At 69.4% G+C, this 26,017-nt stretch carries 26 protein-coding genes; 12 read left to right on the top strand and 14 right to left on the bottom strand.

Annotated features, from left to right (window positions below; translation table 11 throughout):
- Positions 1-6 precede the first annotated feature (6 nt).
- The 4 genes from HNQ09_RS02145 to HNQ09_RS02130 form a co-directional block, all read right to left on the bottom strand.
- Positions 7-897 (bottom strand): carbohydrate ABC transporter permease, encoded by an 891-nt coding sequence (locus HNQ09_RS02145; protein ID WP_343057579.1) that lies wholly within the window; start codon positions 895-897, stop codon positions 7-9.
- Complete coding sequence (locus tag HNQ09_RS02140; protein WP_184024782.1) at positions 894-1,790, bottom strand: carbohydrate ABC transporter permease; 897 nt, start codon at positions 1,788-1,790, stop codon at positions 894-896. Before HNQ09_RS02140 ends, HNQ09_RS02145 begins: the two co-directional genes overlap by 4 nt.
- 103 nt (positions 1,791-1,893) lie before the next feature.
- Entirely contained in the window at positions 1,894-3,168 is a 1,275-nt protein-coding gene (locus HNQ09_RS02135; protein WP_184024779.1) for an extracellular solute-binding protein, read from the bottom strand.
- A gap of 283 nt (positions 3,169-3,451) precedes the next feature.
- Positions 3,452-4,561 carry a BMP family lipoprotein gene (locus HNQ09_RS02130; protein ID WP_184024776.1) on the bottom strand — a complete coding sequence of 370 codons (1,110 nt, stop codon included), beginning with the start codon at positions 4,559-4,561 and terminating at the stop codon, positions 3,452-3,454.
- A 230-nt stretch (positions 4,562-4,791) separates the two neighbouring features.
- Here HNQ09_RS02130 and ligA point away from each other — a divergent pair, with 230 nt between their 5' ends.
- From ligA to HNQ09_RS02100, 6 genes are all read left to right on the top strand, one after another.
- Complete coding sequence (ligA, locus tag HNQ09_RS02125; RefSeq protein WP_184024773.1) at positions 4,792-6,870, top strand: NAD-dependent DNA ligase LigA; 2,079 nt, start codon at positions 4,792-4,794, stop codon at positions 6,868-6,870.
- 133 nt (positions 6,871-7,003) lie between these two features.
- Positions 7,004-7,342, top strand: coding sequence for an Asp23/Gls24 family envelope stress response protein (locus HNQ09_RS02120; RefSeq protein ID WP_184024770.1), 339 nt, complete (start codon positions 7,004-7,006; stop codon positions 7,340-7,342).
- Positions 7,339-7,860: a transcription antitermination factor NusB gene (nusB, locus tag HNQ09_RS02115; RefSeq protein WP_184024767.1), complete on the top strand. Its 522-nt coding sequence runs from the start codon at positions 7,339-7,341 to the stop codon at positions 7,858-7,860. Before HNQ09_RS02120 ends, nusB begins: the two co-directional genes overlap by 4 nt.
- A complete protein-coding gene (locus tag HNQ09_RS02110) occupies positions 7,857-8,741 on the top strand; it encodes a tetrahydrofolate dehydrogenase/cyclohydrolase catalytic domain-containing protein (protein WP_184024764.1) in 885 nt (294 codons plus the stop codon). Before nusB ends, HNQ09_RS02110 begins: the two co-directional genes overlap by 4 nt.
- A 12-nt stretch (positions 8,742-8,753) precedes the next feature.
- Entirely contained in the window at positions 8,754-9,215 is a 462-nt protein-coding gene (locus HNQ09_RS02105; protein WP_184024761.1) for a divergent PAP2 family protein, read from the top strand.
- A 29-nt stretch (positions 9,216-9,244) separates the two neighbouring features.
- The gene (locus HNQ09_RS02100; protein WP_343057578.1) at positions 9,245-9,778 is read left to right on the top strand and encodes a class I SAM-dependent methyltransferase; all 534 of its coding nucleotides are present in this window, start codon (positions 9,245-9,247) and stop codon (positions 9,776-9,778) included.
- An 8-nt stretch (positions 9,779-9,786) separates the two neighbouring features.
- On the opposite strand, the gene HNQ09_RS02095 is transcribed toward HNQ09_RS02100, so the two are convergent.
- Positions 9,787-10,164, bottom strand: coding sequence for an NADH-quinone oxidoreductase subunit 15 (locus HNQ09_RS02095; protein ID WP_184024755.1), 378 nt, complete (start codon positions 10,162-10,164; stop codon positions 9,787-9,789).
- Between the two features lie 111 nt (positions 10,165-10,275).
- Between HNQ09_RS02095 and HNQ09_RS02090 the strand changes: the two genes are divergently transcribed.
- Positions 10,276-10,845: an AAA family ATPase gene (locus HNQ09_RS02090; protein WP_184024752.1), complete on the top strand. Its 570-nt coding sequence runs from the start codon at positions 10,276-10,278 to the stop codon at positions 10,843-10,845.
- Here HNQ09_RS02090 and HNQ09_RS02085 read toward each other — a convergent pair.
- The gene (locus HNQ09_RS02085) at positions 10,802-12,628 is read right to left on the bottom strand and encodes an alpha-amylase family glycosyl hydrolase (protein ID WP_184024749.1); all 1,827 of its coding nucleotides are present in this window, start codon (positions 12,626-12,628) and stop codon (positions 10,802-10,804) included. The two genes, HNQ09_RS02090 and HNQ09_RS02085, sit on opposite strands and share 44 nt — an antisense overlap.
- Before the next feature lie 265 nt (positions 12,629-12,893).
- Between HNQ09_RS02085 and HNQ09_RS02080 the strand changes: the two genes are divergently transcribed.
- The 3 genes from HNQ09_RS02080 (at position 12,894) to HNQ09_RS02070 (ending at position 15,708) form a co-directional block, all read left to right on the top strand.
- Positions 12,894-14,006, top strand: a complete 1,113-nt coding sequence (locus HNQ09_RS02080; RefSeq protein WP_184024746.1) for a BMP family lipoprotein — start codon at positions 12,894-12,896, stop codon at positions 14,004-14,006.
- 71 nt (positions 14,007-14,077) lie between these two features.
- Complete coding sequence (gene ispG / locus HNQ09_RS02075) at positions 14,078-15,310, top strand: flavodoxin-dependent (E)-4-hydroxy-3-methylbut-2-enyl-diphosphate synthase (protein ID WP_184024743.1); 1,233 nt, start codon at positions 14,078-14,080, stop codon at positions 15,308-15,310.
- On the top strand, positions 15,307-15,708 hold the full coding sequence (locus tag HNQ09_RS02070; RefSeq protein WP_184024740.1) for a DUF4259 domain-containing protein: 402 nt from the start codon (positions 15,307-15,309) through the stop codon (positions 15,706-15,708). The genes ispG and HNQ09_RS02070 overlap by 4 nt, the downstream gene beginning before the upstream one ends.
- Before the next feature lie 142 nt (positions 15,709-15,850).
- Here the strand turns inward: HNQ09_RS02070 and HNQ09_RS02065 are convergent, their stop codons facing one another.
- Positions 15,851-17,176, bottom strand: coding sequence for an ImmA/IrrE family metallo-endopeptidase (locus tag HNQ09_RS02065; protein WP_184024737.1), 1,326 nt, complete (start codon positions 17,174-17,176; stop codon positions 15,851-15,853).
- A 118-nt stretch (positions 17,177-17,294) separates the two neighbouring features.
- Positions 17,295-18,146: a M55 family metallopeptidase gene (locus HNQ09_RS02060; protein WP_184024734.1), complete on the bottom strand. Its 852-nt coding sequence runs from the start codon at positions 18,144-18,146 to the stop codon at positions 17,295-17,297.
- A gap of 65 nt (positions 18,147-18,211) precedes the next feature.
- On the opposite strand from HNQ09_RS02060, the gene map reads away from it, so the two are divergent.
- A complete protein-coding gene (map, locus tag HNQ09_RS02055; protein WP_184024731.1) occupies positions 18,212-18,973 on the top strand; it encodes a type I methionyl aminopeptidase in 762 nt (253 codons plus the stop codon).
- A 131-nt stretch (positions 18,974-19,104) separates the two neighbouring features.
- Here map and HNQ09_RS02050 read toward each other — a convergent pair whose 3' ends face one another.
- From HNQ09_RS02050 to HNQ09_RS02030, 5 genes are all read right to left on the bottom strand, one after another.
- On the bottom strand, positions 19,105-19,431 hold the full coding sequence (locus HNQ09_RS02050; RefSeq protein ID WP_343057577.1) for a hypothetical protein: 327 nt from the start codon (positions 19,429-19,431) through the stop codon (positions 19,105-19,107).
- Positions 19,428-21,143 carry a PhoX family protein gene (locus tag HNQ09_RS02045; protein ID WP_184024727.1) on the bottom strand — a complete coding sequence of 572 codons (1,716 nt, stop codon included), beginning with the start codon at positions 21,141-21,143 and terminating at the stop codon, positions 19,428-19,430. The genes HNQ09_RS02050 and HNQ09_RS02045 overlap by 4 nt, the downstream gene beginning before the upstream one ends.
- Positions 21,144-21,232: 89 nt before the next feature.
- Entirely contained in the window at positions 21,233-22,528 is a 1,296-nt protein-coding gene (locus HNQ09_RS02040) for an aminotransferase class III-fold pyridoxal phosphate-dependent enzyme (RefSeq protein WP_184024724.1), read from the bottom strand.
- Between the two features lie 32 nt (positions 22,529-22,560).
- Entirely contained in the window at positions 22,561-23,418 is an 858-nt protein-coding gene (locus tag HNQ09_RS02035) for a hypothetical protein (RefSeq protein WP_343057576.1), read from the bottom strand.
- A complete protein-coding gene (locus HNQ09_RS02030; protein ID WP_184024718.1) occupies positions 23,412-23,918 on the bottom strand; it encodes a DinB family protein in 507 nt (168 codons plus the stop codon). Before HNQ09_RS02030 ends, HNQ09_RS02035 begins: the two co-directional genes overlap by 7 nt.
- Positions 23,919-23,965: 47 nt before the next feature.
- Between HNQ09_RS02030 and HNQ09_RS02025 the strand changes: the two genes are divergently transcribed.
- Positions 23,966-24,316 carry a DUF4180 domain-containing protein gene (locus HNQ09_RS02025; protein ID WP_184024715.1) on the top strand — a complete coding sequence of 117 codons (351 nt, stop codon included), beginning with the start codon at positions 23,966-23,968 and terminating at the stop codon, positions 24,314-24,316.
- Here the strand turns inward: HNQ09_RS02025 and HNQ09_RS02020 are convergent.
- Positions 24,313-25,890 (bottom strand): L-glutamate gamma-semialdehyde dehydrogenase, encoded by a 1,578-nt coding sequence (locus HNQ09_RS02020; protein ID WP_184024712.1) that lies wholly within the window; start codon positions 25,888-25,890, stop codon positions 24,313-24,315. The genes HNQ09_RS02025 and HNQ09_RS02020 overlap by 4 nt on opposite strands.
- Positions 25,891-26,017: the final 127 nt, after the last annotated feature.

The raw sequence follows: 26,017 nt of genomic DNA, 5'->3' as shown, positions 1-26,017 counted from the left end.
AAAGGTTCAGTCCTTGACCGCGCCGCCCGCGATGCCCGCCACGAACAGGCGTTGCAGCGCCAGGAAGAGGATCAGGAAGGGGATGGTGGCGATGGCGGTGCCCACCATGATCCCGCCCCACGACACGCGGGTCAGGCCCACCAGCGTGCCCAGCGCGACCGGCATGGTGTAGCTGTCTTTTTGCGTGAGCACGATCAGGGGCCAGAGGTAGTCGTTCCAGCTCGCCAGGAACAGCAGGATTGCCAGCGCCGCCAGCGCCGGGCGCACGATAGGCAGCGCGATCTGCCAGAAGATGCGGCCTTCGCTCGCCCCGTCGATACGTGCCGCGTTCAGCAGGTCGTCGGGCACCGCCCCGAAAGCCTGGCGCATGTAGAAGATGCCGATGGTGTTCGCCAGCGTGGGCAGGATTACGGCCCAGTAGGTGTTGCTGAGGCCCAGGTCGCGGGCGACCAGGATGAACTGCGGGATGATGGTCACGAACGTCGGGATGGTCAGGGTGGCGAGAATCAGCCCGAACAGCAGGTTGCGGCCCGGGAACTGGAACTTGGCGAAGGCGTACCCCGCCATGCTGGTCAGGCCCATGCTCAGCACCGTGTACAGGGTGGAGATCACCGTGCTGTTGGCGAGGGTCCGCAGGAAGTTGGTGTCGGCCTGAAGCTGGGCGAAGTTCTCCCCGAAGGCCCCGCCGAACCACAGCGGCGGGTTGGGACTGAAGATCGCCGTCTCCGGGTGACTGCTGAAAATCAGCATCAGGTACAGCGGCGCCAGAAACAGCAGGGCCAGCGGCAGCAGCGCGAGGTGCAGCCACAGCGCGCCCCGGCGGTCCCGGGCACGCATCCCGCCCGGCTGGGTCGCGGTGGACGCGCCGGGCAGCGGGCCGGAGGTCGAGACGGTCACGTGTCCCGCCCGAACAGCCGCAGCTGGATGGCGCTGAACACCGCCGCGATGGCCGCGACCGTGTAGGCGATGGCGCTGGCGTACCCGAAGTTAAAGGAGCGGAAGCCCTGCTGGTACAGGTAGGTGCCCAGCGTCATGGTCGCGTTGCCGGGGCCGCTGTTGGTGATCAGGGCCGGTTCGGTGAACAGTTGCAGCGTGCCGATGATGCTCAGGACCAGGCAAAACAGCAGCGTGGGCCGCAGCAGCGGCAGCGTGATGCGCCAGAACTGCTGCCAGGGCGACGCGCCGTCGAGGGCCGCCGCCTCGTACACGTCCTCGGGAATTCCTTGCAGGCCCGCGAGCAGGATGATCGCGTTGTAGCCGGTCCAGCGCCACAGCAGCGCCAGGATGATCACGCTCATGGCCGGAAGCGGCTGGTTGAGCCAGTCCACCGCCGGCAGGCCCAGGCCGGTCAGGGTGCGGTTCACCATGCCGAAGTCGCTGTTGAAGAGCAGCCGGAACACCGCCGAGTAGGCGACTGTCCCCACCACCAGCGGCGCGAAAAAGGCGAACCGGAACAGCCCCCGCAGCCGCAGCAGCCGGCTGTTGAGCGCGACGGCCAGCGCAGTCGCCAGCGCCAGCATCAGCGGGACCTGCACAGCCAGGATCACCAGCGTGTTTCTCAGGGCGGTGCGGAAAAACTCGTCCCCCAGCAGCCGCGACCAGTTGGCGGTGCCCAGGGGCGCTCCCTCGCCCAGCCGCGAGTCCCGGAAGGACAGCAGAAAGGAGCTGAGAATCGGCCACGCCCAGAACACGGCGAAGATCAACAGGTACGGCAGGATGAACAGGTACGGCGCGGCAGGCACGCGGCGGCGGCGGGGCCGGGCAGAGGCAGGAGCCGGGGCGGTGGTCATGGGTCAACCTCGGGGGCCGGGGGCAGGCTTCAGAACGAGGAGCGGGGAGGAGCAGGCCGTGCTGGACCCCGCCCCGCCCCACCCGTCGGCGACCGGGCGGCAGTTACCGGGCGACCGGCAACCCGGTGGCGCTGCTGATCTTGCGCGCCGCGTCCTGCAAGGCTTCTTGCGCGGTGCGGTAGCGGCCCTTGAGGAAATCCGCCTGGGTCACGATCATGATCTGGCGGGCATCCTGAAAGTACTGGGTGCCGCGCGCCTGCGGCACGTCGCCCAGGGTGCCCAGGATGGTTTGCCAGATGCGCTGGTTGCCCCAGTACGGCTGCGGCTGCGCCACGTAGGGGTCACGGGTGGCGGCCAGCAGGCTGGGCACCAGCCCCTGCGAGCGCAGCATGGTGGCCTGGCCGCCCGCCGTCGCCAGCGCGTGCTCCAGGAAAGCGTAGGCGGCGGCCTTGTTGCGGCTGCTCGCGGGAATCGCCAGGGCGCTGCCGCCCAGGTTGCTCGCGCGCGGCCCGCCCGCGCGGCTGGCAGGCATCAGGTACACGCCCCACTTGCCGCGCTGGTCGGGCGCGTTGGTGCGGATGGTGCCCTCGTACCACGCGCCGAACATCGCGCTGGCGGTGCGCCCCGCCTTCACGTTGGTGATCTGCCCGCCCCAGTCGCCGGTCGCCACCACGTTGGCGTCGTAGAGCCGCTTGATGGTGTTCAGCGCCGTCACGCAGCCGGGCCGCGCGACGGTGACCTGTTGCCCCGCGTTGTCGAAGTAAAAGCAGCCGTTCTGGTTGGCGAGCATCCGGAACCACTCGTCGTCTTGCCCGTTGGCGATGGTCGCCATCTTGACCCGCCCGCCGAACTGGGTGTTCACCCGGCGCCCCGCCGCGATGAAGTCGTCCCAGGTGCGGATGCTGGCCGGGTTGACGCCCGCCTGCTGGTACAGGTCGCGGCGGTAGAACATCACGACCGGGCCGGAGTCCCAGGGCATCGCGAACCGCTTGCCGCCCGCCGTCAGCTCGGTCCACTTGAAGGCTGGAAAGTTCCGCACCAGCCGGTCCGCCCCCAGGGTGTTGAGATCGGTAAAGCAGTTCGGGAAGCGCGCCCAGAACACCTCGGCCTCGTTGTTCTCGATGGAGTAGATGTCGGGCAGGTCCGCGCCCCCCGCCGCACACCCCGCCAGCCCGCGGTCGTACACGTTCTGGTTGCCGAGGTCCACGACCTCCACCTTCACGTTGGGATACTTGCGGTTGAAGCCGGGGACGGTGCTTTGCAGCGCCTTGGCGGCCACGTCCCACGACCAGATGGTCACCGTGCCCGACAGGGTGCTGCTCTGGGCGGCGGCGGCGGGGGCGAGCGCGAGCAGGGACAGCAGGGCGAAACGCTTCATAGGAGCCTCCTGGGCCACGTGGAAGAGCGGAACCGGCCAGCGAACTGCCGCAACAGGGGGGGGGCAGACGGTGCGTCACGCGGGCGGCGGCGGCCCGGCCCCTGATCCTGATTGTCTGACCTCCGGAGTTTAAGTGGCGTTCATGAAGCGCGTCAATGTGCCTGGCCGCTTGACAGCGCCGCGCCCCCGGGGGCAAACGGCGAAAGGGGGGAAAGCAGACCCCTTCCGGCCTGCTTTCCCCCCACGGAGGTGCTGGGTTTTGCGCCTCTACCCGGTGGGCACCTTACTTGCTGGGCACCTTGATCTTGCCGCTGATGATCTGGGCCTTGACGGCCTCGACGCGGGCGACCTGGCTGCTGGGAATCAGGGCGCGGTTGTACTGGTCGACCGCGTAGCCGACGCCGTTTTCCTTGAGGCCGAAGCGGCGCTCGCCACCCTTGAAGTTGCCCGCCTTGGTCTCGCGGATCAGGGAATAGACGGCGTTGTCCACCCGCTTGAGCATGGAGGTCAGGCCGTGGTTGAGGGTCGCGGGGTTGCTGTCGAAGTCGCCCAGGCGGTTTTGGTTGCTGTCCACGCCGATAAAGAACATCGGGCGGGTGTTGCCCGCGCAGGTCCGGGTGTACGAGGCGCTCTTGCGGACCTTGGAGAAGTTGTTGCTGGCAAACCGCACGCCGCTGGGCAGGTTGGCCGCCTTGAGGCACTGGGTCTGCTTGATGTAGTCGATCACGCCGTTGCCGCTGCCGCCCGCCGCCGCGAAGATGATGTCGGCGCCGCGCGAGCGCATCGAGGCGGCGATCTCCTTGGCCTTGCCGGGGTTGTTCCAGGCGTCCGGCGTGGTGCCCACGTACTGCGCGATCACGCGCGCCCGGGGGTTGGCGGCCTTGGCGCCCGCCGTGTACCCGGCCTCGAACTTGTGGATCAGGGGGATGTCCATGCCGCCCACGAAGCCCAGCACGCCCGTCGAGGAGTTCAGGGCGGCCAGGTAGCCCACCAGGTAGCTGCCCTCCTGCTCGGCAAAGACCATCGAGGCGACGTTCTTGGCGGTGGACACGTCGTCGACCAGACCGAAGTACAGGTCGGGGTTTTCCTTGGCGACCTGGGTGATGGAGGCGTTGTTGGCAAAGCCCACGCCGATGGTCAGGTCAAAGCCCTCGTTGGTAAAGGACCGGATGCCCTGGATCACCTGGCTGGGGTCCGACGGCTCGAAGTCCTTGAGCTGCACGCCGAGCGACTTCTGGGCGCGCAGGCCGCCCTCGTAGGCCGACTGGTTGAAGCTCTTGTCGAACTTGCCGCCCGCGTCGTAGGCCATGCCCACGCGCAGGGCGCCCTGGGCGGCGGCGAGGCCGAAAGTGGTGGCCGCAGCGGCCAGGGCGATGGTCAAAACCTTCTTCATGGTGTTCCTCCGGTGGAGTGGGGGTGCTGAGCTGTGGGGGGATAAAACCCAAAACAGAGTATACGGAAATCGGCGCCTGTCTATACCCGGTCCAACATGGCTGCAAGCTGACGTGGATGAGAGAGGGGGCGCGTGTCCCCTCAGCCTTTCTTGAGCGGGTCTTCAGGCCGCCGCCCGCCTGGCCCGCTCCGGGGCGACCTCCCCCAAAAGGCCGGTGCTACGCTCCGGGTATGGATCAGTCCGCCGCTGGCGCCCCGGCCCTCGACCCTTCCCGCCCGGACCCCCAGGGGCCACCGGAGGACCAGCCCACCGAGGCGCAGTACCGCGCCCTGCGCGCCGAGGTCGAGCGCCACGCCCGCGCCTACCACGAACTCGACGCGCCCGAGATTCCCGACGACGTGTACGACCGGCTGGTGCGCGAGCTGCGGGCCATCGAGGAGGTGCACCCCGAGTGGGTCGGCGAGGAACCGTCGCCCACCGAGCAGGTCGGCGGGGCGCCGGGCGCGGCCTTCTTGCCCGTCGAGCACCCGACCCCCATGACCAGCCTCGACAACGTGTTCGACGACGCCGAGCTGGTCGAGTGGCAGGAGAAGTTGGCCCGCGCCCTGAACCTGCCGCCCGACTTCGGCGGCTTCACCTACACGGGCGAGCTGAAGATCGACGGCCTGAGCGTGAACCTCTACTACCTGGACGGCACCTTGCAGTGGGCCGCCACGCGCGGCAACGGGCGGGTGGGCGAACTCGTGACCGAGCAGGTGCTCACCGTGCCCGGGATTCCGCGCGAGCTGCCCGGCCTCACGGGTGAACTGGAGGTGCGCGGCGAGGTGTACATGAGCCGCGCGGAATTCGCCGCCTTCAACGCCCGCGCCGAGGAACTGGGCACGCCGCTGCTGAAAAACCCCCGCAACGGGGCCGCCGGGGCGCTGCGCCAGAAGGACCCCGAGGTGACCCGCACCCGCAACCTGCGGGCGATCTTTTACGCTCTGGGCAAGCGCAGCGGCGTGCCCGCGCGCACCCAGGGCGAGGTGCTCGCGTGGCTGGCCGCGCAGGGCTTTCCGACCAGCCGCCACACCGAGACCCTGACCGGGCTGGAGCAGGCCGCCGACTACCACCGCCGCATGACTGAGCAGCGTTCGGGCTTCGAGTTCGACGCCGACGGCACCGTGCTCAAGCTCGACCCGCTGGCCTTGCAGGACGAGGCAGGCTTCACCAGCCGCGCGCCCCGCTGGGCCATCGCCTACAAATTCCCGGTCGAGGAGGTGGAGACCACGCTGGAGAGCATTTCCATCAACGTGGGCCGCACCGGCAAGCTCGCGCCGCTCGCGCACCTCTCGCCCCGCCTGATCGAGGGCAGCACCGTTTCCAAGGCGACCCTCCACAACGAGGACTACATCGCGGGGCTGGACCTGCGGGTCGGGGACACGGTGGTCGTCCGCAAGTCGGGCGGCGTGATTCCGCAGATCATGCGCGTGGTCGTGGAGAAACGCCCCCCCGAGGCCGTGCCCTTCGTCTTCCCGACCCACTGCCCCGAATGTGCTCATGAGGCGGTGCGCGCCGAGGGCGACGCGAACACTTATTGCCCCAACCCCGCCTGCCCCGCCCAGCGGTTCGAGCGCCTGCGCTACTTCGTCTCGCGGGGGGCGATGGACGTGCGCGGCCTCGGGGAAAAACTGATCGAGCAGCTGCTGGCGACGGAACTGGTCAAGGACGCCGCCGACCTCTACACGCTGGACGCCGCGCAGCTGGCGGCGCTGGAACGCAGCGGCGACAAGAAGGCGGCGAACGTGCTCGCGCAGCTGGAGGCCAGCAAGACCCGGCCCCTCTGGCGCCTGATCAACGCGCTGGGCATTCCGCATGTGGGCGAGCGCGGCGCCCAGGCCCTCGCCCGCGCCTTCGGCACGCTGGACGCGCTGCTGGCGGCCACGCCGGAGGCGGTCGAGGCGGTGCCCGGCATGGGGGAGACCATCGCGCAGAGCGTGACGGCCGCCCTCTCCGACCCCAGCATGAGGGACCTGCTGCGCCGCCTGCGCGAACACGGCGTGAGTCCACAGGAGGAAGCGGCCCCGCGCGGCCAGGCCCTCGCCGGACTGAACTTCGTTCTCACCGGCACCCTGACCCGCCCCCGCGACGAGATCAAGGCGCAGCTCGAGGCGGGGGGCGGGCGCGTGACCGGCAGCGTCACCAAGAAGACCAGCTACGTCGTGGCGGGCGAGGACGCGGGCAGCAAGCTCGACCGCGCCCGCGAGCTGGAGATTCCGGTGCTGGACGAGGCGGGGCTGGGCGCGCTGCTGGAGGAGCGGGGGGTTTAGGTTGCGGGGCGCGGTCAGGGAACCGGTGTTCTCCTGCCCGCGCCCCGCGCAATGCGGACGCCCTCCCACCCCGCTACACTGTCCCCCATTGCCGGGCCGCTTTCAGGGGCGGCCTATCCGGAGGCGCAAGACTATGGACGTAGAGATCAGCAAGAGTGTCCTGACGGACATCGCCGCCACGACGCTGGAGGGCATCGAGGGCATCGAGGTGGCCGCCGCGCCGCTGAAAGTGAACGAGGTGCTGCGCCAGCAGGGCAGTGCCCGGCGCTCCCGCGCGCTGCGGATCACCCGCGAGGGGCAGCACGTGACGGTGGACGTGGGGCTGAACGTCGAGTACGGCCGCAACCTGGTCGGGCTGGCCGGGCAGGCGCAGCGGGCCGTGTGCGAGAACGTGGAACTGATGACCGGCCTGAAGGTCCGGGCCGTCAATGTCAGCGTGCTGGGCGTGACGCTGCCCAAGGGGAACGCTTGACCCGCCGCCGCGAAAAGGCCCAGCAGCCGGTGGGCACCCGCCGCGCCGCCCGCGAGTTCGCCTTCCGGGCGCTGTTCGAGGCCCAGGGCGCCGACCTGCCGCTGAGCACCGTGTTCACCCGCGCCGAGGGCGCGATGCGGGGGGGCGACGACACCTTTCCGCAGCTCAACCCGGAAGCGCTGGCCTTTGCCCGCCAGCTGGTGGAGGGCCTGGACGCCCACCGCGCCGACGTGGACGCCACCCTGCGCCGGACCATTCGCGGCTGGGACTTCGGGCAGATGGCCCAGACCGACCTCAACGTGCTGCGGCTCGCCACCTTTGAAATGACGTACACGCCCGAACCCCACCCCCCGGTGATCGAGAGCGCCGTCCGCATCGCCCGCAAGTTCGGCGGCGAGGACTCGGGCCGCTTCGTGAACGGGGTGCTGGGCGGGCTGAGCCGCACGCTGAACACGGCCCCCCGCCCGCCGAGCGCCGCGAACGGTCCCGACCGGGACGAGCCGGAGCCGGAGGCGTGACCCCCGCCCGCGTGCTGGCCGGCCCCCCGGCCGCCGACGCGCTGCTCTCGGATGTGGCGGCCCGCGCCGCCCGGTTGCCCCGCCCCCCCCACCTGGCGATGGTGCGGCTGGGCGACGACCCCGCCAGCGTGAGCTACGTGCGCGGCAAGGACCGCCGGGCGCGCGAGGTGGGCCTGGGCAGCGCCGTGTACGCCCTGCCGGAAACGACCCCGCAGGCCGAGCTGCTGGCCCTGATCGCGCGGCTGAACGCCGACGACGCGGTCAGCGGCATCCTGGTTCAGCTTCCCCTCCCCGCGCACGTCTCCGAGCAGGCGGTGCTGCACGCCATCGACCCCCGCAAGGACGTGGACGGCTTTCATCCCCTCAACGTGGGCGAGCTGTGGGCGGGTCGGCCCACCCTGATCCCCTGCACGCCCGCCGGAATCCTGTACCTGCTGGACCTCTACGGCCTTCCGGTCGCGGGGCAGCGGGCCGTGGTGGTGGGCCGCAGCCCGATCGTCGGGCGGCCCACGGCGGCGCTGCTGCTCGCGCGCGACGCGACCGTGACCCTCGCGCACTCGCGCACCCGCGACCTGGGCGCCGTGACCCGCGAGGCCGACCTCCTGGTGGTCGCGGTGGGCCAGCCGCACCTGATCACCCCGGAAATGGTGCGCCCCGGCGCCACCGTGATCGACGTGGGCATCAACCGGGTGCCCGGCGGCCCGGGGGGCAAGGCGCACCTCACCGGGGATGTCCATCCCGACGTGGCGGGCGTCGCGGGGGCGATCACGCCCGTGCCGGGGGGTGTCGGGCCGCTGACCATCGCGGCGCTGCTCGCCAACACCGTCACGGCCGCCGAGATGCAGGCCGGACGGCGTGTGCCCGGGGCCTCTGCGCGCTAAACTTCACGCCGCGTGACTCCCCCGCTCGAAGATCTGTTTGGCAACCGCTGGCTGTGGACCGCCGTCCTCGCGTCGACCGGGGCGCAGGTGCTCAAGGTCCTGTTGATCCTGCTGCTCGAAGGCCGCTGGCGCCCCGCCGCCTTTATGGAAACGGGCGGCATGCCCAGCAGCCACTCCGCGATGGTGGCGGCCCTCACCACCGGGGTGGCCCTGACCCAGGGCCTGGGCAGCCCGCTGTTTGCCGCCAGCGCCGTGTTCGCGTTGATCGTGATGTACGACGCGACCGGCGTTCGGCACTCCAGCGGCATCCAGGCCCGGCTGCTCAACGAACTGGTCGAGGAACTGCGCGCCGTGGTCCGCGAGGGCTTCGCGCCGCTGCCCCTGCGGGTGCTGCTGGGCCACACCTACCTGGAGGTGCTGGCGGGCGTGTTGATCGGCGTCGCGGCGGGCCTGCTGGCCTTTCTGGTGTTGTGAACGGCGGGGCTGGCTCCGGCAGGCTGCGCGTGATCCTCGGCGCGGGCGAGCAGCGCTGGGACGGCTGGATTCCCACCGGGCGGGAGGACCTCGACCTGCTTGGCCGCTCGACCTGGGAAGCCTGGTTCGGGGAGCGCCGCGCGGACGCCCTGCTGTGCGAACACGTCTGGGAACACCTGACCGAGGCACAAGGCCGCGCCGCTGCCCGCCTGTGCTTCGACTTTCTGAAGCCCGGCGGGTTCCTGCGCGTCGCCGTGCCCGACGCCAACTTCCCGGACCCCGAGTACCAGCGCACGGTCCAGGTCGGCGGCCCCGGCCCGGCGGACCACCCGGCCGCCGACCACCAGATCGTCTACGATTTCCGGCTGCTTATGGACGTCTTCGGGCGCGCGGGTTTCGAGGTCGAGCTGCTCGAATATTGCGACGAGGCCGGGCGCTTTCATGCCCGCGACTGGGACGTGGGCACCGGCCCGGTCTACCGCTCCCGGCGCCTCGACCACCGCAACCGGGATGGGCGGCTCGGCTTCGTGTCGCTGATTCTCGACGCGCGCAGGCCCCTCTGAGGCTCAGCTCAGGCCACGCCCCGCACCGCCCCGTCGAGCAGCGCCCCCAGCCGCTCACGGGTAAAGGGCCGCTTGCCCTCCAGCAGTCCGGCCTCGCCCGCGTGCAGGTGCCAGTGCTTGCTGCCGCCCATCAGCCGCAGCGACACGCCCCCCAGGTCCACGTGGCGGGGGCTGACCGCCGCGACCAGCAGGGGCTGCCCGCCCGAGGTCAGCGCCACGCTCATCACCGTGGTGGGCAGGTCGTAGGGCCGCTCCATGCGGTAGATGTAATCCGGAAAGTCCGCGACCTTCTGGAAGCCCAGGCCCCGCTCCCCGGCCGCCGCCTCCAGCCACGAGAGGAGTTCGACCCACTGCGCGTATAGCCGCCCGCCCTGTGCATGTGCCATGTCAAGCGGCAGTGTAATACGGATCGCAGGTTCGTCCTGGCGGGGGCCACGGCCCGCAGCAGGCCAGGCGGCGGATGCCCCCGCCCCCGCCGCCATGCTCTCCTGCCGTCCATGCAGCGCATCCTCGTGATCGGAACGACCGGCAGTGGCAAGACGACCCTGGCCCGCGCCCTGGCCGCCCGGCTGGGCCTGCCCTGCGGCGAGCAGGACGCCTGGTACCACCTGCCCGGCTGGCAGGAGGCGCCCCTGGAGGAGTTTCGTGCGCAGGTGGCCGCCTTCACCGCCGGGGGCGCCTGGGTGATGGACGGCAACTACACCAAGGCCCGCGACCTGGGCTGGGCGCGGGCCGACACGCTGGTGTGGCTGGACTACCCCGCCCCAGTGGTGTTCGGGCGGCTCCTGAGGCGCACCCTGCGGCGCAACGTGACGCGGGAGGAGCTGTGGAACGGCAACCGCGAGCGCCTGCGCCAGACCCTCAGCCGCGACAGCATCCTGGTCTGGTTTTTCCGCACCCATTGGAAACGCCGCCGCGACACGCCCCGCCAGATCGCCGCATTCCCCCACCTGCGGGTCGTGCGCCTGCGGACCCCGCGCGAGGCCGCCCGCTGGCTCTCGGCCCTCGCCCCGGACCCTGACCCTAGCCCTGAAGCAGCAGGCGCCCGCCCGCCGCGTCCAGCGTGACCTCGCCGCCCGGCACCGTCTCGCCGCCCAGCGGGTCCCGCCACTCGCCCGCCGGAAGGCTCAGGGTGACCGGGTGCGCCCCGGAAAGGCGGCTCGCCAGCACCAGCGCCCGCTCGGCCCGCCCGTCCGCGCCCGTGTACTCGCGCAGCAGGGCCAGGGCGTCCTCTCCGGCAGGCAGGAAACGCAGGCTGCCTTCTTGCAGCACGCGGGTCTCCCGGCGCACCCCGATCCGGGCGCGCACCTGCTCGCGCAGCCCCAGGTCCCACTGCGCCTCGTCCCAGGGCATGCTCTCGCGGCACCACGGCATCATGCCGGGCGTGTGCTGGCTGAGGCCGATTTCCGAGCCGTAGTAGGTGCAGGGCACGCCGGGATAGCCCATCAGGAGGGTAAAGGCCGCCAGAAAGCGGGTGCGGTCCTCGTCCAATCGGAACAGCGCCCGCGCGATGTCGTGCGATTCGAGCAGGTTGAACATGCTCAGCGCCACCTGCGGGGCCAGCGCGTGGTGGGCGTCGTGCAGCAGATCCGCGAGTTCCGTGCCGCCCAGACGGCTGGGCACCCCGTAGTGACTCTCGCCGCTCAGCCACTGCATCACCGGCAGGCCGAAGCCGTGGTAGTTCATCGCGCCGTCCTCGCCCTGGCCGTCGAGGGCGTGCTCGGGGTCGAAGAAGCGTTCGCCGAACACGTAGGCGTCTGCTCTCTCTTCCCTCGCTGCCGCCTTCAGCGCCCGGTGCAGCGGAAGGTTGTCCTCGTCGGTGCCGCCCGCGCCCAGCATGTGCGCCACGTCCAGCCGCCAGCCCGAGGCGCCCCGGCGCAGCCAGAAGCGGACCACGCTTTCTTCCCCGTTCAGGAATTCCTGCACCGCTTCCGGCGCCCGGTAGTCGATCTTGGGCAGGGTCGGCAGGTCGAAAAAAGCGTGGTAGGGCGGTTTGTTCGGCTCGTCGCGCCAGGTGAAGAGCGCACGCTCGGGCGCCGCCTCGCTCGCCAGCGCCGCCTGAAACAGCGCGTGCTCGTTGCCGACGTGGTTAAAGACCCCGTCCAGCACGATCCGCACGCCCGCCGCGTCCGCTGCGCCCACCAGTTCGTCCCAGGCCGCCTCGCCCCCCAGGTGAGGATCGACCCGGCGGTAGTCGGTGATGTCGTAGCGGTGGTTCGACGGGCTGACGAAGATCGGCGTGAGCCACAGCCCGTTCACGCCCAGGTCGGTCAGGTAGGGCAGCGCCTGCGTGACCCCGTTGAGGTCGCCGCCGTAGTGGGCGTGGATGTCGCCTGCCTTGGTGACCGGCGTGCCCCACCCGGCGCGCTCGACCGGGCGGCCCTGGTACTCGTACTCGCCGTCCCTGACGTCGTTGCCGGGGTCGCCGTTGCGAAAGCGGTCGGGAAAGACCTGGTAGAAGACGCTGCGCCAGGCCCACTCGGGGGACACGTGCCCGGCGAGGTACTGAAACCAGTCGCGAAAGCCCCGGCGGGTGTGGTGCAGCCCCAGCGCCGTCAGGCTGAGGTGGTCGCCCTCGAAAAGCAGGGTCCAGGCGTAGCGCACCCTGGAGGCGTGAACCGGCAGCTCGGCCTCGAACCAGCGCCCGGCGGAGCCGGGAAGCTCCACCTCGCGCGCCTGGGCGGTCTCGACCTCGCCCACCCGCACGAACTTGAGCTGCACGCCCGTGACCGGCAGGGTGACCCGCACCCGGACCCGCACTGCCTCGCCCTGCGCCGCGCCCAGCCGCTCCGTGTACCCCGGCGTGTGGTCGTGCCAGGCCTGCTCTCCCGCCCTGTCTCGTCCCGTCATCCTGTGTCCCCCCTGGTGGTCCCCCGACAGACCCGCCCGCCGCACACGTGCCCCCTCCTGGTTCCGGAAGAGGTCGTGCCCGGCGGGCAAGCGTTGCCTTCGCGTTGTGGTGGGGCCTGTGCGGCCCTGCGGCCAAGTCTGGGGGGCAGAGGGGAGGGCGTCAAGGGGGCCGGGGGCGGGGCCGCTGCGCTCTCCCTCCCCCCACCCCCCGGCGCGGCGGCCTCCCCGTAAGGAGAACGTAAGAAAAGCGCCGGAAAGATGAGACATGAAGCGCATTTCAAGCTGGCCGCTGGCGTTCACTCCGGTCTTGCTGCTGGGCACGGCCCACGCCGCCGCCTTCACGGTGGGCATCGGGTTCGACCTGGGGGGCCGTCAGGACCAGGGGTTCAACCAGTCGGTGTACCAGGGCGTGCAGCGTGCGGTGGCCGACACGGGCGGCGAGGTGCGGGTGTTCGAGCCGCGCCAGCTCGGCGAGGTCGGCGCGGGCATTCCGGGGCTGGTGCGTTCCGGGTCGCGGGTGGTGATCGGGGTGGGTTTTGCGAACAACGCGGCGATCACCGCCGCCGCCGCCGGGGCACCCGACACCCGCTTTATCGTGGTGGACGACCTGCCCAAGGGGCCGAACACGGTCGGCCTGCGCTTTCGCGAGCACGAAGGCAGCTTTCTGGCCGGGTATCTGGCGGGCAAGCAGAGCGCCACCGGGCGGGTCGGGTTTATCGGGGGCACCGATCTCCCGGTGATCCGGCGTTTTCAGGCGGGCTTCGAGGCCGGGGTGGCGTTCGGCTGCCCCGAGTGCCGGGTCACGGGCCTGTATGTGGACTCGACCAGCCAGGGGTTCAGCAACCCGGCGGCGGCCCGGCAACTCGCCGCCACTTTGCTGAGGAGCGGCACCGACATCATCTATACGGCGGCGGGGGCCAGCGGCCAGGGCGTGATCGACCAGATTCGTGCCCAGCCCTGCCTCAAGGCCGCCGCCCTGCCCAGGGGCCTCAAGTTCCGCGCCGACCCCTACGCGGGGGTGCCGCGCAGCGCCGCCGAGCAAAAAGCCTGCGCGGGCGAGAGCCGCCCCACCTTCTTTATCGGGGTGGACACCAACCAAAACCGCCTGGGCGACTTCGACGGCAACCCGCAGACCCTCAACCACGGCCTGACCTCCATGCTCAAGCGGGTGGACAACGCCGTGTACACGGTCGTCAAGGATGTGGCCGAGGGCCGCCCCTGGCGCAGCGGCGACCGCTCCTTCGGCCTGAGCAACGGCGGGGTCGGGCTGGCGGTGGACCGCTACAACCAGGCCCTGATTCCCCCCGTCCTCCAGGCCAACCTCGACAAGATTCAGGCCCTGATCGTAGGCGGCACGTTGCAAGTGCCCTCGCGCTGACGCCCGCGCGTCCCCTGCCCGTGACACCCGACCCGGAACCCGCCCCCGGCCCCCAGGTAGACTGACCCCCTATGACGCCGACGCCGCGCCGCCAGACCGTGACCAGTTGGGTGGGCCACGTGCCCGTGGGAAGCCAGCACCCCATCGTCGTGCAGTCGATGACGAACACCGACACCGCCGACGCCGAGGCCACGGCCATCCAGGTCGCCCAGCTTGCCCGCGCCGGGTCCGAACTCGTGCGGGTGACCGTGAACACCCGCGAAGCCGCCGCCGCCGTCCCCGAGATCGTGGCGCGGCTGGCCGAGGTCGGCATCGACGTGCCCCTGGTGGGCGACTTTCACTACAACGGGCACATCCTGCTGGCCGAGTTCCCCGAAACGGCGCGGCTGCTCGCCAAGTACCGCATCAACCCCGGGAACGTGGGCGCCGGACAGCACCACGACGCCAACTTCGCCACGATGATCGAGGTCGCCAAGGAATACGGCAAACCCGTCCGCATCGGCGTGAACTGGGGATCGCTGGATCAGCAGGTGCTCGCCCGCCTGATGGACCTCAACGCCCGGCTGGGCAGTCCGAAATCCGGCACCGACGTGATGATCGACGCGATGGTCACCTCGGCCCTCGAAAGCGCCGCCTACGCCGAGAAGCTGGGGCTGGCGCACGACAAGATCATCATCTCGGTCAAGGTCAGCTCCGCGCCCGAGCTGTGGCAGGTCTACCGCCAGCTCGCCCCGCTGTGCGACTACCCGCTGCACCTCGGCCTGACGGAAGCGGGTATGGGGATGAAAGGCATCGTGGCCTCCAGCGTGGCCCTCGCCCCGCTGCTTACCGAAGGCATCGGGGACACCATCCGCGTGTCGCTGACGCCCGAACCCGGCGCGCCCCGCAAGCTGGAGGTCGAGGTCGCCCAGCAGATGCTCCAGAGCCTGGGCCTCCGGCAATTTCTGCCGCAGGTCACGAGTTGCCCCGGCTGCGGGCGCACCACCTCCACCTTCTTCCAGAGCCTCGCACAGAAAATTCAGGACTACATCCGCGACACCATGCCCGACTGGAAAGAGAAATACCCCGGCGTGGAGGACATGCAGGTCGCCGTGATGGGCTGCATCGTGAACGGCCCCGGCGAGAGCAAGCACGCCAACATCGGGATTTCCCTGCCCGGCACCGGGGAGGACCCCCGCGCCCCCGTCTACCAGGACGGCAAGCTGCTGACCACCCTGAAGGGTCCGCGCATCGCCGAGGACTTTCAGGAGCTGCTGGAGCGGTACGTGGAGGAGCGCTACAGACACCGCGAGGTGGGCGCGTGAACGTCTGGGGCGTCGGCCCTTTCGACAACGAGGTCGGCGCCGCCTTCGCGGGGGAGGTCACCCAGGACGGTGCCTTTGCTCTGGCCGAGGCTTTCGACGTGGTCCTCGACCCGGAGGGCGACTTCCTGGCCGCCGAGGAAGGCTGGCGTGCCCTGGCCGCCGCCGAGGTGCTTGCCGCCGTGCTGACGGGCGAGACGGCAGGCCTGACCGACGCCGGGCTGCGCGCCTGGGTGGCCGCTGCCGACCCCGCCGAGCTGGAGCCGCTGCGTGAGCGGGCGCACGAGGCTGTTACCCGCGTCCTGGCCCCCGGCAGTGAATTGCCCGACCTGTGGGAGAGCGGTGAGGACGCCGAGGCGTGGCAGGCCAACGTGGAGCAGCTGCTGGGGGCGCTGGGGTAGAGAAAGTGCGTGCATTCAGCACAAAGTACTTTCGTTTGAGGTTATACAGGAGCCACAAGTAAAGCGGCGGACTGCCTACGTGGGAAGAGTAGGGGGTAGCATAGGCGCAGTGAGTATCTGAATAAGTTTAAATCCACTACACTTAGTATTTTCTGAACTCGCCCAGTAGATCGGTGAAGGCAAGTGAGGGGTGGTGTCGGTCGTCTTTCAGCAGTCCCATGCCCTCTAATCGGATGGCAGCCATGCGCCGCGTTACTTCGAAGTCGCGGGAGAGTGTACTAGTAACGATTTTGAAGAGCTGTATATTGCAGCTTTGTTTATCAAGATACAATATTGCCTTGTTACCTCGGTAAAGGCGGTGTTGCCGGGCGAGATTAAGAAATCTATAGTAGAAGTTTTCGCCGGGCATAAGTGTGCAGCTAGCCAAGTGGTTTGCCTGAAACTCCATTCTGGCAATATCAGAGATTGGCCCTATTGGTGAGTTTAAAAGGAAATCCTGCTCTTCACACATCTCCCGGTGCATGTAATTACCATGTCCGAGTAGGAAGTGCGAGAATTCGTGAGCGACCGTAAAACGCTCCTGTCTGATGTCTTGGTGTGCCTGCTTATAAACATCAATAACGCCGTATTGAAAATCCGCTCGAGCCAGAAAATCCTCGTACCTAGGGTTGTCAGGCCTGCTGATTTGTCTGTGAATGCGGACGTGTGTGAGGGCGGGCAGTCGCCTGCGGAGATGATTCAAGGCGACTTTTCCAGAGGTATAGCCCGCTTCGGCGAGATATGTCGATGCCATACCTTCAATTTCTGCCTTGCTTAGAAAGGGCACTCTATTGGTGCTTCTCAGGTTCATAAGATGTTGGAGTCGTTCTATAGGAATACCCTGGCCGGCGATTAAGTCTTTGAAGAACTGAAGCATTGAGTTGGTGTGGCCCCTTGCTGACCACATAAAGTAGTCAAAGGTCCGGCTTTCATACGCCTCGCTTGTAATAGCTTGAGCGATTTCGTGAGGAGCTAGTGATGTCACGAGTGTGCCTGATGGGGTACGAGGAAGTTCCCATTTGAAGCTAGTATCGGAGAAGTATCTTATATGGCCGAGTTTGTAATGCTCGGCCACCTTTTTTGCGCCAGTTTGGAAGGCGGATGCCGTGGCGAAGACGCCCTTAACATTGTGTCCAGCGACTTGAGCTACTTTAATAATGAATTCTTCAACATCATTTACGGGAACGGCGTGATTGTAGTTCTTGCACTCGGTAAGGAATAGAAAAGAGTATTCCTCCATATTAGGCATAAAAACTTCAATAGAAATGTCGAATTCTATATTATCATCTCTTGCCTTAGAGTAGTAACGCTTTTTTCTATAGATTCGACAAAATTCTTTTTTGAACAGGAATTCATCATTATCAATAAGCGACTTCAGGTCCTTGAAGACCTGCTCCTCAAGTCGATCTCCTTTGGCCGTAGAATTCACCATTATATTTTACCACTGTGAGACACCTGTATATGCGTCAGGCTTACACCGCGCACTCTGACCTTCTTAGAGGGTCCAGATTCTAGCCGCTTCTCGCCTGATAGTAGGCAGCGAGGGCTTATCCGTTCAATCTCACCTCGCCCACCTTCGCCAGCATCCGGAACGTCTGGAAGAGGTGGAAGGCGTTGTCGCTCTCCCAGCCGACCGTGACGGCGTCCACCCGGGTCACGCCGGGGACCCGCTCGCACTGATCGGCGCGGGCCTGGTGGTCGAAGCTGAGCTGCACCTGCGCGGGCCAGCGCGTGGTGTAGGGCTGGGCGCTGGCCGAAGCGCGCACAGCCTGCTCGGCGCCTTCGCGAATCAGGCGCTGGGCTTCCTGCGGGTGCAGGTGGATGGCGGCGAAAGAACTCAGGCCCTCCTTGACGGCAACCGTGACGACCCCTTCACCCAGTTCGGCGCGAATCTCGCCCATCGCCACGTCGTCTCCGGCGGCGAACACGACCGGCACCCCGTAGTGCCCGGCCAGCAGCGCGTTCAGGCCGTACTCGCCGGTATCGCGCCCGTTGATGCGGACGTTGCGGACAAAGCCGTTCCAGGTGTGGGCCAGCGGCCCGCGCATGCTTCCGGCGCGGGCGTGGTAGCCCACGAACAGCAGCGCCCCCACGCCCGGCGCCTCCACCCCCTGCACCATGCTCAGCGGCCGGTCGTGGCCGGAGGTGAACCGCACCCCTTGGGGCAAAAGCTCGGGCAGCAGGTTGCGCATCGTGTCGTGTGAGTCGTTGATCAGCACACCCGTCGCGCCGCCCGCCAGGGCACCCTCGGCGGCGGCGGCAGCTTCGCGGGTCATCCGTTCGCGGGCGGCCTGATATTCCGCCCCGTTCACCAGGCCCCCGAACTCGGGCGGGCTGACCTGCACCCAGCTCGCGACGCCGCACACGCCCTCCATGTCCACGCTGATGACCACGTTCATGCCCGGCAGCGTAGCGTGTCCGGTCTTCCCGGCGGGGCTGCGGTGACGTGCTAGCCTCCTTTGTTATGAGCCGCGTCGCCCTGAAATCCGCCCGCGAGATCGAAGCCATGCGCCGCGCGGGGGCGCTCGTTGCCGAAACCTTCCGGGTCCTCGAACCGCATGTCAAACCCGGCGTGACCCTGGCGGACCTCGACCGCATCGCGGAAGAACATATCCGCGCCGCCGGGGCCACGCCCGCCTACCTGGGCTACGGCCCGAGGAACAATCCCTTTCCCGCGACCATCTGCGCGTCCGTGAACGAGGTGATCTGCCACGGCATCCCCGGCCCGCGTGCGCTGGAGGAAGGCGACATTGTCGGGGTGGACATCGGCGTGCTGATGAACGGCGTGTACGGCGACGCCTGCTACACCTACACGGTCGGCAAGGTCGCTCCGCAGGTGCAGGCGCTGGTGGACACCACCCGCCAGTGCCTCGCGGCGGGGCTGGAGGTCGTGCGGCCCGGCAACCGCACCGGCGATATCGGCCACGCCATTCAGACGCTGGCCGAGTCGCGCGGCTTCGGCGTGGTCAAGGAATACACCGGCCACGGCATCGGCAAACGGCTGCACGAGGAACCCACCATCTACCACCACGGGGCGCGCTACACCGGCCTCAAGTTGCAGCCCGGCATGGTCTTCACGGTCGAACCGATGATCAACCTGGGCACGCCCGACACCCGCCTGCTGGATGACGGCTGGACCGTCATCACCGGGGACAAGCAGCCCAGCGCCCAGTTCGAGCACACGGTCGTCGTGACCGAGAAGGGCCACGAGATCCTGACGCTCTGAGCGCCCGCCAACCCTGAGACCGGGGCCTTCCAGCGGGTGTGGAGGGCATGTCGGAAGAAGACGACGGCTCTGCGCTCAGACGAGGCCCCCGCCGATGGTCGAGCGGGGGCCGTCGCCCGGGAAGGGGACCCTCAATCCGGCAGGTTCACTGGCCGCGCGCTGTCGAGCCAGCCCCACTCGCGCAGGTAGGCGCGGAACTCGCTGAGCAGTTCGGCGGCGAGCGCCTGCTCCCCCGGCGGCAGGCTGTGGCACCACGCCTCGCCGGTCAGCCGGGTGTAGGCGAGCAGGGGAGCCGGACTTCCCAAAAAGCCGTCCAGTTCCTCCAGCAGCGTTTCAAAGCGTGCCCGGCGCCAGGGCTTCTGGCGGGTCACCTCGTTCAGAAAGTCGTCGGCGGCGTGCTCCAGCAGCACCGGGCGGCCCACGATCCAGGGCGCCTTGGGAGCGGGCAGCAGGGTCACGCGCCCCCCCAGCCGGGAAAGCCCTCGATGGCGACCAGGGTGGGGCGGGGAATGCGGGTGCCGGGCTTCGCGGCAAAGGTGCTGGTCAGCGCTTCCAGGCTCTCGCTGTCCTCGCCGGGGTGCTGAACCGACAGGAAGAGCGTCCGGCCGTCGGGCGACCACACCGGGCCGGTGAGTTCGGCGTCCACCGGCCCGGTGGCGAAGCGGTGCGCCCGTCCGGCGCGCGGTCCCTCGGTGGGGAAGAAGAACATCGCGTTGTTGCCGTGGAAGGCCTTGATCGGGTTGCTGACCAGGTCGGAGTTGTCGGTCACCATCCACAGGTTGCCGTGGGGGTCGAACACCAGGTTGTCGGGGCTGGCAAACCCGCTCTGGGGGCCGCCGACCGCGAAGACCTCCCACAGGAACTTCTGGGCGGCCGCGTCGTCCCCGTCCTCGCGGAACTTCACGATCTGGCCGAAGTAGTTGCCGTGCTTGGTGTTGTTGGTGAGCGCGACGTACACCTCGCCGCTGCGGGGGTGAATCTCGATGTCCTCGGGGCGGTCCACCGGGGTGCCGCCCACCGTCAGCGCCGAGGCCCGCGCGTCGGCCAGCACGTCGGCCTGGCCCGCGAACAGCGGCTTGCCGTCGGCACCCTTGGCGTCGCGCAGCCTCGCGTTCTTCTCGTAGTCCAGCAGCACCCAGCTTCCGTTGCCGAAGTTCGCCACGTACAGGTCGCCTTCGGTGAGCAGGTCGCGGTTGGCCTGTCGGTTGCCCGGCTCGTACCGGCCCCGGCTGACGAACTTGTACACGCAGGCGTCCTGCATGTCGTCGCCCATGTAGCCCACCACCCGGCCGTCTTTCGCCACGGTCACGGCCACATTCTCGTGCCGGAAGCGGCCCATCGCCGTGCGCTTTTTGGGGGTCCAGGCGGGGTCGAAGGGGTCGATCTCGGTCACCCAGCCCTGGTGCAGGGCCTCGTAGCCGCTGCCCGCCCAGGCTTTGGCGTAGCCGTCCACGTTCTCCTCGCAGGTCAAGAGGGTGCCCCAGGGGGTCTGTCCGCCCGAGCAGTTGCCCACGCTGCCCCTCACGGTGGTCGCGCCCTTCACGGCGGCGCTGCCCCGCGCCGGGCCGGTCAGCTCGATCTCGGTCAGGGCGTCGATGCGGCGGTTGCGGGGGTCGGGCACGATCTTCCAGCCGCCTTCCTCGCGGCGCACCCGGACCACGCTCACGCCGACCGCCTTCATCTCGGCCTCGATCTGCTGCTTCGTCCGGTTCTTGGTGTCGCCGCCCACGAACAGCGCGTTCACGTACTCGTGGTTGATGGTGAGCAGCGCGTCGGTGGAACTGCGGCCGCCCTCCAGCAGGTCCAGCGGAAAGTAGCCCACGAAGTCGTGGTTGAAGCCGATCTCGCGCCCATCGGCCGTGAAGACCTCGCCCCAGGGGGCCAGCGTTTGCCAGCGGTAGCCGAAGGGGAGCGTCAGCGTGTCGGCGTTCCCCGGCGCGATGGCCCGGAAAGGAGGAACGCTGCGCGGAGGGAGCGCCTGGGGATCGGCCAAGATGGGCGCCCCGTTGTTGGACACGGCGCCCGCGTCGCCCAGGGTGAGCGGCAGCGCGGCGGCGGCAGCGGTGGCGGCCACCGTGCCCAGCGCCCCCCGGCGGGTGAGCTGGCGGTCGAGCAAGCGGTGCCAGGGGCTGGAGTCGGCCCTGCCCTGCGTGCGCTGGGGATTCGTCATGCCCCCAGCCTGCGGGGCGTGCGTCACCGCAACTTCAGCGGGGCGTCAGCGGGCGGTCAGGGGCGCGGGGGAAAGGCCGGGGCGCCGTGTCAGCCTGCCGCCCCCAGCGCTCCGTCCAGCGCCGCGAGCAGCTCGTCCACCTCGGCGTCCGAGATGCTCAGCGGCGGCCCCAGCAGCAGGTGGTCGCCGCGGGTGCCGTCCAGCGCGCCCGTGCCGGGGTAGGTGATCAGCCCGCGCTCCCAGGCTGCCCGCGCCACCCGGTCGGCGGCGCCCGGCGTCTCGTAGGCCTGCCCGGTGGCCGGATCGCCCAGCGCCAGCCCCAGCAGCAGCCCGTGGCCGCGCGCCTCCAGCACCCCGGGATGCTTCGCCTTCAGCTCGCGCAGCCCGGCCAGCAGCCGCCCCCCCTGCTCGCGCGCCCGCTCGGGCAGGCGCTCGCGCTCCACGATCTCCAGCACGCTCAGCCCCGCCGCCACGCTGACCGGGTGCCCCGCGTAGGTAAAGCCGTGCTTGAAGGCCCCCGAGCCGTTCATCACCGTGCCGTAGACCTCGGCGCTCGCGGCCAGGCCCGCCAGCGGCGCGTACCCGGCGGCCAGCCCCTTGCCCAGCACGACGATGTCCGGGGTCACCTCGCCCCCCAGCCGCACGGCCAGGGGCGCCCCGCAGCGGCCCATCCCGCTCATCACCTCGTCGGCCACGAACAGCACGCCGTACTCACGGCAGATCTCGGCAATGCGGGCGTGGTAGCCGGGGTTCGGCGCCAGCGCCGCGTCGGACGCGCCCACCACCGGCTCGCACAAGAAGGCGGCGACCGTGCCTGGTCCGGCTTCCTCCAGCACCGCGCGCAGGCGTTCGGCGTCGGCCTCGCCGGAAAGCGTGGGGTCGGGTTTCGGCAGCTTGGGCCACGCCGCCTCGTTCATCAGGGGCGAGTAGATCGCCCGCCGCGCGCCCATTCCCGACGCGGCGAGCGCCCCCAGCGAGGCCCCGTGGTAGCTGGGGACCCGGGTCACCACCCGGTAGCGCCCCGGCTCGCCGCGTTCCAGGTGGTACTGCCGGGCCAGCTTGATCGCGCTCTCGTTGGCCTCCGAGCCGCCCGACACCCCCCAGAAGCGGAAGCCCGGCAACCCCAGGAAGGCGAGCAGCCGCGCGGCGTACTCCTCCAGCACCGGGGAGCTGAACTGCGAGCCGTGAACGAAAGGCAGCTCACGCGCCTGCCGCGCCAGGGCGTCCGCGACCTCGGCGCGCCCGTGCCCGATGTTCGCCACCAGCGCTCCCGAGGAGCCGTCCAGGTACCGCCGCCCGTCGGCGTCATAGAGGTAGACCCCCTCGCCGCGCACGGCGACCGGGTAGGACTTGCGGGAACGGTAGAAGACGGAAGAATCGGTCACGGGTCAGGCCTTTCGGAGAGGTGGGGAGAGCGTCAGGCGTCGAAGGGCGCGGGGCGTCCGAGCCACTCGGGCAGAGGAGGTGCCCCCTCCACCTCCAGCGCCCGCAGCAGCAGGCGGCAGGCGGCGCGGTGCGGCCCCAGGGCAGGAAAGGGCCGCAGTTCGGCGTATCCGGTGCGAAACTGGGCAGCGCCCGGCGGCGTGAGCAGCAGCTCCCACAGGCACAGGTCGAGTTCGGGCGGGGCGAGGGCGGAAGATTCGGTGTCCACCAGGGCGAAGGGTTGGCCGTCCCGCCACACGAACTGGGCGCCGTCCCAGTCCAGCAGCATGGGCGCGGCATGGGTGGGGGTGGGGGCCGCCGCGAACGCCGCCTCGACCGCCGGCCAGTGCTCGGCCCAGGGGCCGGGGCCGAAGTGCGCCGCGAGTTCGCGCACGACCCGCAGCGCTTCGGGGTAGAAGTCCGCCAGCGGGCGCCCTCCCCGGCCCGTCACGTCCCCGAACGTGGCCGAGGCGTGGCCATGAACCCGCGCCACCCGCCGCCCCAGGTCCGCTGCGTCCGCATCGTGCAGGGCGCGGGCCGGGTCGCCGGGCACGAAAGTCACCCCCAGCGCCGGAGCGCCCCGGAACGCCACCAGCCCCAGCGTCTCCGGCACCGCCCACGCCCCGATCTCCCGCCAGCGGGCGTAGGCCGCCGCCGTCCTGTCCAGGTCGCGCGGGTCCACTCCGAACAGCCGGTTCAGCCCCAGCATGAAGGCGCTCACCTCCGGCGCCGTCCACCACGCCCGGCGCAGGATCATCGGGGGGCCGCCGGGCGGGTCCACCCGCCACACGTGCGAGGCGCGGCTGGAGTCTCCGGCGTTCAGCTCGGTGACGGTGGGGGCGGGGTCTACCACGTGTCCCCGCCCCCCGGAGGCGGCCACGCCCCCAGGGCCTGCCGCACGGTCACGACCTGCCCGAAATGGTGCGCCGTATGCAGCGCGAAGTCGGCCAGCAACTCCCCGATGGTCTCCTCGTGGTTGACCGGGTTGGCGAGGTCGGGGCGGGCGGTGTGGGTGTCCACCCGCGCCAGCAGCTCGTAGAATTCGCTCCGCACCCGCGCCCAGTCGGCCTCCCCGACCTCGGGCCAGGTGTCGGCCGCGCGCTTCGGATACGGCATCGCCTGGCCGCCTTCGATCACGTCGAGCATCCAGCGGTTCCACCAGTTCACGTGCGCGACGAGTTCGGCCACCGAGTGCGGCAGGCCCTCCGGGCGGCGGACGGCGGCCTCCGCGTCCAGCCCGCTCAGCGCCGCCTCCACGCCCACGAACGCCTGCCCGCCCCGGAACAGCTTGGGCAGCAGCCGGGCAAAAGCAAGCTGGGCACGCTCGTTGCGGTCGGGTGGGATCTCAGTCATGGGGTCAGTCTCGCAGAGAAGGGGAGGGGAGCTTGTTAGGCTGCCCTATGGCGAAGGAGACGCTCAACATCCGGGCGGCGGCGGACCTGGGCCGGTCGGTGCGGACGCTGGCCGACGTGCCGGAGCTGCTCGGGGCCGTCTACGACCTCGACGGCCTGATCCTGACGGAGGCGGACCTCGGCCCCGACTTCTTCGAGCTGCGCAGCGGCCTGGCGGGCGAGCTGTTCCAGAAGCTGGTGAATTACCGCGTGCGGACCGCGCTGGTGCTGCCCGACTTCACGGCCCACGGCGAGCGCTTCGCCGAACTCGCCCACGAGCACGCGGCCCATCCCTGGATTCGCTTCGTGAGGACGGAGGAGGAGGCCCGGGCGTGGCTGACCGCCTCGGCCCGCCTCTAGTACCGCTGCGCCACCGTTTTCGTCTGGAGAAACCAGAACAGGTAGTCCGGCCCACCCACCTTGGCGTTCGTGCCGCTCATGCCGTAGCCGCCGAACGCGTGGGTGCCGGAGAGCGCCCCGGTGCATTTGCGGTTCACGTACAGGTTGCCCACGTGAATCCGCCGCCGCGCCTCGGCGATCTTGGCGGGGTCGCGGCTGTAGAAGGCGGCGGTCAGGCCGTATTCCGAGTCGTTCGCCAGCTCGATGGCGTGCTGCCAGTCGCGCGCCCGGGTAAAGCTCAGCACCGGCCCGAAAATCTCCTCCTGAAAGAGAGGGTCTTTCGGGTCCACATCCGCGAAGATGGTGGGCTGGAGGTAGCCGCCCTCATGTTCCCCGCTGTCTGCGCGTTCGCCCCCCAGCACCAGCCGCGCCGTGCCCTTGCCGCGTTCGACGTACGCCATGATCCGCTGGGCGCTGCCCTCGTGAATCACCGGGCCGAGCGCGGCGTTCTCCTCGGGGGAGCCGACCTTCAGCCCCCGGGCGAGCGCGGTGACCCGCTCCAGCAGCTCGTCGTACACGCTGTCTTCCGCGATCACCCGCGAGCAGGCCGAGCACTTCTGCCCCGCGTACCCGAAAGCCGCCTGCACGATGCCCACCGCCGCCGCCTCCACGTCGCCGTCGGCGCAGACCACGGTGGGGTCCTTGCCGCCCATCTCGGCCATCACGCGCTTGAGCCAGCGCTGGCCGGGCTGCACCTTCGCTGCCCGCTCCATGATGCGGCAGCCGATCTCCTTGGAGCCGGTAAAGGCGATCATGCGGACATCCTTGTGGTCCACCAGCGGATCGCCCAGCACGTCGTCGGCCCCGGTGAGAAACTGGATGACGTTTCTCGGCAGCCCCGCCTCGAACAGCAGCTCCACGAGCAGCAGGCTCGACAGCGGCGTTTCACTGGCCGGTTTCCACACCACCGTGTTGCCCGCCGCGATGGCCCCCAGGCTCATCCCCAGCGGAATCGCCGCCGGAAAGTTCCAGGGACTGATGACCGCCACCACGCCGATGGGTTCGTACACGGTCGTGACGTGCTCGCCCGGCACCGGGTAGACCGGCTTGCCCTGCGCCCACTTCAGCGTCTCGCGCGCGAAGACCTCGAAGTGGTCCACGCACTCCGCGATTTCCCCGTCGGCCTCGGCCCAGTTCTTGCCGTTCTCCAGCCCCATCACGGCGTTGAATTCCATCCGGCGGGCACGCAGCAGCTCGGCCGCCCGCTTGAAGATCGTGGCCCGCTGCATCGGGTCCGAAAAGCGCCACTCCTCGAAGGCGGCCTTCGCGGCGGCGACGGCCTCTTCCAGTTGCTCGGGCGTCGCCCCCGGAAAGCGCCACACGACCTCGCGGGTGTCGGCGGGGTTGCGGACCTCGAAGGTCTCGCCGCCCTCCACCGGCTGCCCGCCGATGTACATGGGAAAAGTCCGGCCCACGTACGTCTCGCGCACCATCCGGTAGGCCTCGCGTTGCTGCTGCGCCACCTCCTCCTGGGCAAAGGCGAAGTACGGTTCATGCTCAAACGGGAGGAAGCCCTCCATCAGCGTGCTCGTCATGGTGTTGCCTCCTTGAGATCGGAGCGAGACTAACACGCGCTCCCGAGGGCCGCCAATGCGCTGTCAGACGGCAAAAATCTACCCGAATGGCGACGCCGGGAGGCGGATGTGCTTTGCCGGGGCTTTA

Origin of the sequence: Deinococcus budaensis (assembly GCF_014201885.1) — a bacterium.
In the GTDB taxonomy this organism is placed as follows: Bacteria; Deinococcota; Deinococci; order Deinococcales; family Deinococcaceae; genus Deinococcus; species Deinococcus budaensis.
The sequence above is the reverse complement of the archived record's forward strand: the minus strand, read 5'-3'. Positions and strand labels throughout refer to the sequence as shown.